The sequence below is a fragment of the Nocardia tenerifensis NBRC 101015 genome (genome assembly GCF_000308715.1).
GTDB lineage: Bacteria > Actinomycetota > Actinomycetes > Mycobacteriales > Mycobacteriaceae > Nocardia > Nocardia tenerifensis.
Genome location: NZ_BAGH01000392.1, coordinates 1 through 8,535, shown reverse-complemented (window position 1 = coordinate 8,535; position 8,535 = coordinate 1). Strand labels below are relative to the sequence as shown.

At 70.6% G+C, this 8,535-nt stretch carries 8 protein-coding genes; 6 read left to right on the top strand and 2 right to left on the bottom strand.

What is annotated here, in order from left to right; all coding sequences use genetic code 11:
- The 6 genes from ON39_RS31210 to ON39_RS31185 all read left to right on the top strand — a co-directional run.
- Positions 1–513, top strand: a 513-nt coding sequence (locus ON39_RS31210; protein ID WP_040739623.1) for an acyl-CoA carboxylase biotin carboxyl carrier protein subunit, incomplete at its 5' end; no start/stop codon positions are given.
- A 73-nt stretch (positions 514–586) separates the two neighbouring features.
- Positions 587–1,747 carry an acyl-CoA dehydrogenase family protein gene (locus tag ON39_RS31205; protein ID WP_040739622.1) on the top strand — a complete coding sequence of 387 codons (1,161 nt, stop codon included), beginning with the start codon at positions 587–589 and terminating at the stop codon, positions 1,745–1,747.
- A gap of 10 nt (positions 1,748–1,757) precedes the next feature.
- On the top strand, positions 1,758–2,540 hold the full coding sequence (locus tag ON39_RS31200) for an enoyl-CoA hydratase family protein (protein ID WP_040739621.1): 783 nt from the start codon (positions 1,758–1,760) through the stop codon (positions 2,538–2,540).
- Between the two features lie 4 nt (positions 2,541–2,544).
- Positions 2,545–3,189, top strand: coding sequence for a TetR/AcrR family transcriptional regulator (locus ON39_RS31195; protein ID WP_051187370.1), 645 nt, complete (start codon positions 2,545–2,547; stop codon positions 3,187–3,189).
- Positions 3,190–3,272: 83 nt separating this feature from the next.
- Entirely contained in the window at positions 3,273–4,148 is an 876-nt protein-coding gene (locus ON39_RS31190; protein WP_040739619.1) for a phosphotransferase family protein, read from the top strand.
- A gap of 91 nt (positions 4,149–4,239) precedes the next feature.
- A complete protein-coding gene (locus ON39_RS31185; RefSeq protein ID WP_040739625.1) occupies positions 4,240–5,019 on the top strand; it encodes an SDR family oxidoreductase in 780 nt (259 codons plus the stop codon).
- A gap of 76 nt (positions 5,020–5,095) precedes the next feature.
- On the opposite strand, the gene ON39_RS31180 is transcribed toward ON39_RS31185, so the two are convergent.
- Together ON39_RS31180 and ON39_RS31175 are read right to left on the bottom strand one after the other, a co-directional pair.
- On the bottom strand, positions 5,096–7,093 hold the full coding sequence (locus ON39_RS31180; protein WP_040739618.1) for a glycosyltransferase family 39 protein: 1,998 nt from the start codon (positions 7,091–7,093) through the stop codon (positions 5,096–5,098).
- Complete coding sequence (locus ON39_RS31175; RefSeq protein WP_051187369.1) at positions 7,090–8,367, bottom strand: bifunctional glycosyltransferase family 2/GtrA family protein; 1,278 nt, start codon at positions 8,365–8,367, stop codon at positions 7,090–7,092. The genes ON39_RS31180 and ON39_RS31175 overlap by 4 nt, the downstream gene beginning before the upstream one ends.
- Between the last annotated feature and the right edge of the window lie 168 nt (positions 8,368–8,535).

Genomic DNA, 8,535 nt, shown 5'->3' with positions numbered 1-8,535 from the left:
AAGCTGTTCGAGAGCCGCACCAGCGGCACCCACGACGTCGGCTACCGCGCCACCCGAGGTGTCTTCTCGGTCGACGACCACGACGGCCTCGAACTCGTCGACGCCACGCCGGACCGCGTCGTCCTGGCCGTCCCCGGCGAAAAAGGCTCGGTCCGTAGAACTTTCGCCGTCGCCCGCTACGGCGACCTGGTGTGCGTCGACTCGCCGCTCGGGCCGGTCAGCGTGCGCAAGCTGCCCCGCTTCAGCGATCCGGCCGACCAGATCGCCACCGGCTCGCTGCTCGCGCCCATGCCGGGCAGCGTGATCCGGCTCGGCGCCGAGGTCGGCAGCCGCGTCGAACAGGGCCAGCCCATTCTGTGGCTGGAGGCGATGAAGATGGAGCACACCATCGCCGCGCCCGCCGCCGGTGTGCTCAGCGCCGTCAATGTCACCGTCGGCCAGCAGGTCGAAGTCGGTGCCGTCCTCGCCGTCGTCGACCCCGCAGAGGGCACGGAAACCCAGGAGAACAAATGAGAGAGCGAAGCGAACGAATCATGTGCCAGCGTGCGGAACGCATGCCGGAACCGAGCGCCAGCGAGGTGCAGGCATGAGTTTCATCGAGACCGAAGAACAGACCGCGCTGCGGTCGGCCGTCGCCGCACTCGCCGCGAAGTACAACTACCGCGACTATGTGCTGCCGAAGGCGCGCGCCAACGAGCCGCTCACCGAATTGTGGGACGAGGCAGGCAAACTCGGCTTCCTCGGCGTGAACCTGCCCGAGGAGTACGGCGGCGGCGGTGCCGGGCTGTACGAGCTGGCGCTGGTGATGGAGGAGCTGTCCGCCCAGGGCGCGGGCCTGCTGCTCATGGTCGTGTCCCCGGCCATCTGCGGCACCATCATCACCAAATACGGCACCGACGAGCAGAAGCAGCAGTGGCTGCCCAAGCTCGGCGACGGCAGCGCCAAGATGGTCTTCGGCATCACCGAGCCGGACGCGGGCTCCAACTCCCACCAGATCACCACCACCGCGCGCCGCGACGGCGACGACTGGATCCTCACCGGCCGCAAGATCTTCATCTCCGGCGTCGACCAGGCCGAGGCCGTGCTCATCGTGTCCCGCACCGAGGACCACAAGACCGGCAAGCTCAAGCCGGCCCTGTTCATCGTGCCGACCGACGCCGAGGGCTTCCACAAGACGCCGCAGGAAATGGACATCATCGAGCCGGACCACCAGTTCACGCTGTTCCTCGACGATGTACGCCTGCCCGCCAACGCGCTGGTCGGCAAGGAGGACGCGGCGCTGATGCAGCTGTTCGCCGGCCTCAACCCCGAGCGGGTCATGGGCGCGGCGATGGCCATCGGCCTCGGCCGCTACGCCATCGACCGCGCGGTGGAGTACGCCAAGGAGCGCACCGTCTGGAAGACGCCGATCGGTGCGCACCAAGGCATCTCGCATCCGCTGGCCCAGGTGAAGATCGAGCTGGAGCTGGCGAAGCTGATGATGCGCAAGGCCGCGACGCTCTACGACTCCGGCGACGAGATGGGCGCCGCCGAGGCCGCCAATATGGCCAAGTACGCCGCGGCGGAGGCCAGCATCAAGGCGCTCGACCAGGCGATCCAGACGCACGGCGGCGCGGGCCTCACCAAGGAATACGGCTTGGCCGCCATGCTGGCCGCCGCGCGCATCGGCCGTATCGCCCCGGTCAGCCGCGAGATGGTGCTGAACTTCGTCGCCCAGTACTCGCTGGGCCTGCCCAAGTCCTACTAGGAAGGCGCAGATGACCGACACAGCGCTGGGGCCGTTCGTCCGCTACGAGGTCGCGGACGGTTTCGCGACGCTCACGCTCGACTCGCCGCACAACCGGAACGCGTTGTCGTCCAGGCTCGTCGCCGAACTCCTGCGCGGGCTCGACGACGCGGCGGCCGACGACGCCGTCCGGGGCATCGTGCTCGCGCACACCGGCAACACCTTCTGCGCGGGCGCCGACCTCACCGAGGCGAGCAACGCCGACCCCGCCGTGGCCGCGGACGAGCGCACCCGCACCATGATCGGCGTCCTGCGCGGGCTCATCGCCACCCCGAAGCCGGTGATCGCGCAGATCGACGGCAATGTGCGCGCGGGCGGCATGGGCATCGTCGCGGCCTGCGATATCGCGGTGGCGGGCCCGACGAGCAGCTTCGCCCTCACCGAGGTGCGAATCGGGTTGGCGCCGTTCATGATCTCGCTGACCCTGCTGCCCCGGCTCTCCTCGCGCGCGGCGAGCCGGTACTTCCTGACCGGCGAGAAGTTCGGCGCGGACGTCGCCGAGCGGATCGGGCTGATCACCACCGGCGCCGAGGACCCGGCGGCCGAGGTGGCGCGGCTGCGCGCGGAGCTGCGCAAGGGCTCGCCGCAGGGGCTGGCCGAGAGCAAGCGGCTGGTCAACGCGGCCATGCTCGCCGAGTTCGACGCCGCGGCCGAGGAGCTCGCCCAGCGCTCGGCGAGCTTCTTCGGCACCCCCGAGGTCCACGAGGGCATGCTGGCCTTCCTGCAGCGCCGCCCGCCGAGCTGGGCAGAATAGCCCCATGGCCACACCCCACGAACCCAAGCAGGACCGCAGCCGAGCCACCCGGCAGCGCCTGCTGGAGGCGACCATCGACTGCCTGGCCGAAACCGGCTGGGCCGCAGCGACGGTCGCGGTCGTCGCCGAGCGGGCCGGGGTGTCCAGGGGCGCGGCGCAGCATCACTTCCCGACCAGGGAGGACCTGATCACCGCCGCGCTCGAGTACATGTTCGACAGCCGGACCCAGCAGGCCAAGGAGGAGGCCATGGCGGTCGCCGCCATGGCCGACGGGGTCGGCCGCACCGAGGCCGTGGTGGCGGGCCTGGTCGAGTCCTACACCAGTCCGCTGTTCAAGGCGGCGCTGCAGGTATGGACGCACGCGGCCGCCGATCCCGCGCTGCGGGAGCGAATCGTCCCGCTGGAGGCCAAGTTCGGGCGGGTCTCGCACCGGCGCGCGGTGGAGGCGCTCGGCGTCGACGACGCCGACCCGGTCGCCCACCACCTCGTGCAGGCCACGCTGGACATGGCGCGCGGTCTCGGCCTGGCCGACGTGCTCACCGACGACTCGGCCCGGCGCAAACAGATCGTCCAGCAGTGGGCGGCCACCCTGCACGCCGCGCTGAACGCGCCTCGGGCACTGGCGGATTCGCGCTCGCCAACGCACTGAGCCGGTTGGCCGAGCGCAACGCACCCCGCGCGCCCCGAGTCGATCCGCGCGCGACAGTCCCTACGTGCCTTAGGGTCTGCCGTATGGACCATGCGGAGTACGGCGGGCTCGAGCAGACCCTCGGCCAGCCGATTGCCGGTAGCGCGCCCGCCGAGTGGGGCTTCCAGAACCGCACCGACCTACTCACCCTCGCCGACGGCGACCGGATGGTCCTGCAGCGCTACCGCGATCCGGACGACGCCGAGCGCCGCCTGCGGACCATGCACACCCTGCTGGAGCCGGCCGCCAAGCGCGGCATCGCCATTCCGCGCATCCGCCGCTTCGACCTCGACGCCGACCCGGCCTGGATCGTCTTCGACGCCCTGCCCGGCGTGCCCGTCGCCGCCAGCGCCGAGACCGGCGTCGCGAGCCCGCGTTTCCCGGCCATCGCCCGCGAGATGGGCACGCTGCTCGCGGCTTTCCGCCGCCTCCCGACCGCGGGACTGCAACTCGACGACCTCTGGGCCAACCCGACCCGTCTGGTCGAGAGCGCGACCGGCTGGGCCGCCCGCCTCGATCTGGCGCCCGCGCAACGCGCCGCCCTCGACCGCGTCTCGAAGACCGTGCCCGCCCTCTTCGCGGACCGCCCCACCGTCCTCGCCCACGGCGACTTCGCCCTGGTCAATATCCTCACCGACGGCGAAAACATCACCGGGCTGGTCGATTTCGAGTCTGTGCGCCTCGCCGACCCGCTCTTCGACCCGGCCTGGTGGTCCTGGTCGGTCGGCCCCGCTGGGACCGCGTGGCGTGAGTTCCTCGACGCGGCGGGCTTCGACCCCGGCGAGCCCGACCTCGAGCGGCGGGTCACCGCCCTCCAGATCCTGCGCATGCTCGAATTGCTCGCGGAGCGGCCCGATCTCAGCTCCGTCCTGCGCACCGCCGTGCACGAACGCCTGATCGCGTTGCTCGGTTCCGAATAGAAGAACCCGGCGATGTCACACTCGCCCCGGCCACGTCGTCGTCTCTGTGAACGCGGAACAACGCGGTGAGAACGACCAGGGAGAGGCAATCATGACGAGCGAGAAGATCGCGGTGGCCGGGGCGACCGGACGGCTCGGCAAGCACGTGGTGGACGTGCTGACCGAGCGCGGCCACGAGGTGGTGGCGTTCTCCAGGAAGAACGGCGTCGACATCGAGACCGGCGCGGGTCTGGCCGAGGCGCTCGACGGCGTGCGGATCGTCATCGACGCATCCAGCACCCCGTCCGCCGACAAGGACATCGCGACCGAGTTCTTCACCGCCGCCGCCCGCAACCTGCACGAGGCGGGCCGGGCGGCGGGCGTCGAGCGGCTGGTCGTCGTCTCCATCATCGGCATCGACAACGCCACCGCGGGCTACAACGCCGCCAAACTGGCGCACGAGCGGAGGTTGCTCGAGGGCCCGCTGCCCGTGCGGATCCTGCGTGCGGCCCAGTTCCACGAGCTGGTCGAGGTGATGACCCAGTGGGGCACCCAGGGCGACGTCGCCTACCTGCCCAAGATGCGCACCCAGCTCGTCGCGGCCCGCGCCGTCGCGGAGGCGCTGGTCGATCTGGCCCTCGATCCGGCCCCGGAATCCGCCGGGTCCGGCTTTCCCGAGATCGCGGGTCCGCAGGCGGAGACCATGGCCGGCGCCGCGACCCTCTTCGCCGCCCGGGTCGGCGCTCCCACCGAGATCATCGAGTCCAGCGATCCGGACAATCCGGATCGGGCGGCGTTCGAGGACGGCACGCTCCTTCCCGGCTCCCACGCCGTCCTCGCGGGCCCGACCTACGCCGAGTGGCTCGACGCGAACCACCCGGCCGCGAAGTAACCGGAAAGATCCGCACCCGCTCGTAAACCGGAGCGGGCGCGGATCTTTCGCATCGATAGTCGCGATCAGCCGCCGATCATCCTCGGGGCGTCGTGAGGTCGTAGAGCGTCACCCCGTCCACCTCGGTGGCGGTGAAGTGTTCCTGGACCCACTGGGTGATCTGCGCGCCGGTGCCCGAGGAGCCCGGGCCGAATCCGCCGTGGTCGCCACCGTGTCCGCCGCCGAGGAAGTAGTGGATCTTCCCTTGCGCCACATACTCTTCGAACTGTTCGAGAGTGGGCGACGGGTCGCTGCCGTTGAAGCCGCCGATCGGCATCACCGGCAGCTCGGTGGCCAGCTGGAAACCGGCGGCGCTGTTGGAGCCGACGGCCGCGGCCGCCCAGGTGTAGGCGGTGCCGTTCTGTTCGAGCAAGGCGACGACCTTCTCGCTCGGCTTGCTCGCCCCGAGCAGTCCGCCCGCGATGACCATCTCCCGGCCGGGACGCCCGGTCGTGACCGTGCCCGGCATCGGACCGTTTCCGGGGCGGGCGCCATCGGGGCCACCCGGCATACTGTCCATTCCCTCCGGCGGACGGCCGATCATGCCGGGGCCGCCGAATAATCCGACGTTCGGCCCCGCCAACGGGATCGCGCCGTCGTGCGAGGTGGCGACGGTGTTGACCGCATACGCGGTCTGCCCGGCCAGGCCGGTGAACGCGATGGCCAGCGCGGAGACGACGGCCAGCTTCTTCGACGCGGGCACCAGCACGGCGATCGTCGCGAGCACGCCGACCACCAGCACGGTCCACCGCAGCCACGGCAGCCAGTGCACGCTGCGGGACAACAACATCCACCCCGTCGCGGTGGTGAGGCCGACGGCGAGCGCCAGCATCGACCGAACCCACAGGCGGTGCCGTTCCCGCCACATCAGCACCGCGCCCGCACCGACGAGCGCGGCGACCGCGGGCGCCAGCGCCACCGTGTAGTACTGGTGGAAGATCCCCGCCATGAAGCTGAACGTCAGCCCGGTCACCAAAAGCCAACCGCCCCAGAGGAGCAGCGCCGCTCGTCGGGAATCCGTACGAGGAGCCTTGCCACGCAAGAGGACTCCGGCGACCAGCGCGACGAGCGCGGCCGGGATGAGCCAGGCGATCTGCCCGCCCTGCGCCGGCTCGAACATCCGGGTGATGCCGGTGCTGCCCCACATGCCGTTGCCGCCGGTGGGCATCTCGCCGCCGCCGGGGCCGACGCTGCCCCGCTCCTCGCCGGTGAGGCGGCCGAGCCCGTTGTAGCCGAGGGTCAGCTCGAGGATCGAATTGTGCTGGGACCCACCGATCCACGGCCGCGACGAGGTCGGCCAGAGCTCCACCGCCAGCAGCCACCAGCCCGCCGCCGCCACCATGGCGACAGCCGCCGCGAGCAATTGGAGCACGCGCTTACCGAGCGCAGGTGGGCCCGCGAGCAAGTAGGCCAGGGCGAGCGGAGGAACGATCAGCAGCACTTGCAGTTGTTTGGTGAGGAAGCCCAGACCGACGAACACGCCCGTGAGCACCAGCCACCGCCAGCGCCCGTCCTCGATGGCCCGCGTCATCGCCCACGCCGCGGCGACCATCAGGAACACCAGCAGCGCCTCCGGATTGTTGAACCGGAACATCAGCACCGCGACGGGGGTCACCGCGAGCAGCAGCCCCGCGAGCAGCCCGGCGGCGGGCCCGAACGGCCTGCGCACCGTCGCCCACAGCAGCGCCACGCTGGCGACGCCGAGCAACACCTCGGGCACCAGCATGCTCCAGCTGTTCAAGCCGAACGCCCGGACGGACAGCTCCATCAACCAGAGCGAGGCGGGCGGCTTGTCCACGGTGATCGAGTTCGCCGCGTCCGAGGAGCCGAAGAAGAACGCCTTCCAGGACACCGAACCCGCCTGCACCGCAGCCGAATAGAACGAGTTGGCCCAGCCGTTCGCGCTCAGATTGCACAGGTAGGCGAGGCCGGTGCCGAGCAGCAGCACCGCAAGAGCGGGGTATTCGTAACGGAATCGGCGTTCGGGCGAGGGCGTCGTCGGCAGGGAGTCGGCCGGTGCGAGCGTCGCGGTCATCGGGCACCACCCTCGGTCTCGGCATCGGGTCGCGTCGAAACCGCCGCCCGCCGAGCCGAATTCGGCGAGTTGCGGAACACCCAGCGCAAGCCGACGAACCGCAGAACGGTGGCGAGCAGGTTGGCGAGCACCAGCACGAACAGCTCCAGCTGCACAGGCGCGTCCGGTGCCCAATGATGCAGCGTGAACAGCGATCCACTAGTCAGCGCCAACCCGATGCCGAAGATCAGCAACCCTTGGAACTGATGCGAAACCACGCCGGTCGCCCCGCGCACCCCGAACGTGAACGCCCGGTTGGCCGCCGTATTGCCCACCGCGGTGATCAGCAGCGCCAGGAAATTGGCGACCTGAGCGCCGGTAAACGATTGCAGCACAACGTAAAGCAGCAGATAGGCCAGCGTGCTCAGCACGCCGACGATGGCGAACCGGACCAGCTGACCCACCATCCCGAGCGGCACTCCCGGCACCAACGGCTCGCGCCCGACCGCGCGGCGCAGCTCCTCCAGCGGCAGGGCGCCGGTGGCCAGCGCGCGCGTCAGCCGCCCGATGCCGAGCAGGTCCTTGCGCGCGGTGTCGACGAGGTCGACGCGGCTGTCCGGGTCGTCGATCCAGTCCACCGGCACCTCGTGGATGCGCAGCCCGGCCCGCTCGGCGAGCACGAGCAACTCGGTGTCGAAGAACCACTCCCCGTCGCGCACCAGCGGCAGCAGCCGCCGCGCCACCTCGGTGCGCATGGCCTTGAAGCCGCACTGCGCGTCCGAGAAGCGCGCCTGCAGTGAGGCTTTGAGCAACAGGTTGTAGCAGCGGGAGATGATCTCGCGCTTCGGCCCGCGCACCACCCGCGACGACGCGTTGAGCCTGGTGCCGATCGCCAGGTCCGAATGCCCGGTGATCAGCGGGGCTACCAGCGGCAGGAGCGCGTTCAGGTCGGTGGACAGGTCCACGTCCATGTACGCGACCACCTGCGCGTCGGAGTGCTCCCACGCCGCGCGCAGCGCCCGGCCCCGGCCCTTGGCGTCCAGGTGCACCACCCGCACGCCGTCCAGCTCCGCCGCGAGCAGCTCGGCCACCTGCAGGGTGGCGTCGGTGCTCGCGTTGTCGGCCACCGTGATCCGGGCCGGGAACGGGAATCCCTGGCGCAGGTACGCGTGCAGCCTGTGCACGCAGACGCCGAGGTCGGTCTCTTCGTTGTAGACGGGTATCACCACGTCCAGCACCGGCGTCCCCGGTGTCTCGGCTAATTCCGCCGCCGCGACGGTCACAGTCTCGGTCATGCAGACCACCCTCGACCGCCACGTTGTCACGGAGCTGGGCCGCAGCTGTGAGGTTCCTGGGGGCGAGAACTGGGGAAGCGCCGACGGCCGCTGACCGAGGCGCCCGGTGGCCTCGCTCAGCGGCCGTCGGCCGGGGCGTCCGCGAATCAGGCGGGCACCTTCAGCTCC

Coding starts and splice junctions, on each gene's coding strand:
- ON39_RS31185 (WP_040739625.1), top strand. CDS start 4,240: ATGACGAGCGAGAAGATCGCGGTGGCCGGGGCGACCGGACGGCTCGGC.
- ON39_RS31200 (WP_040739621.1), top strand. CDS start 1,758: ATGACCGACACAGCGCTGGGGCCGTTCGTCCGCTACGAGGTCGCGGAC.
- ON39_RS31180 (WP_040739618.1), bottom strand. CDS start 7,093: ATGACCGCGACGCTCGCACCGGCCGACTCCCTGCCGACGACGCCCTCG.
- ON39_RS31195 (WP_051187370.1), top strand. CDS start 2,545: ATGGCCACACCCCACGAACCCAAGCAGGACCGCAGCCGAGCCACCCGG.
- ON39_RS31190 (WP_040739619.1), top strand. CDS start 3,273: ATGGACCATGCGGAGTACGGCGGGCTCGAGCAGACCCTCGGCCAGCCG.
- ON39_RS31175 (WP_051187369.1), bottom strand. CDS start 8,367: ATGACCGAGACTGTGACCGTCGCGGCGGCGGAATTAGCCGAGACACCG.
- ON39_RS31205 (WP_040739622.1), top strand. CDS start 587: ATGAGTTTCATCGAGACCGAAGAACAGACCGCGCTGCGGTCGGCCGTC.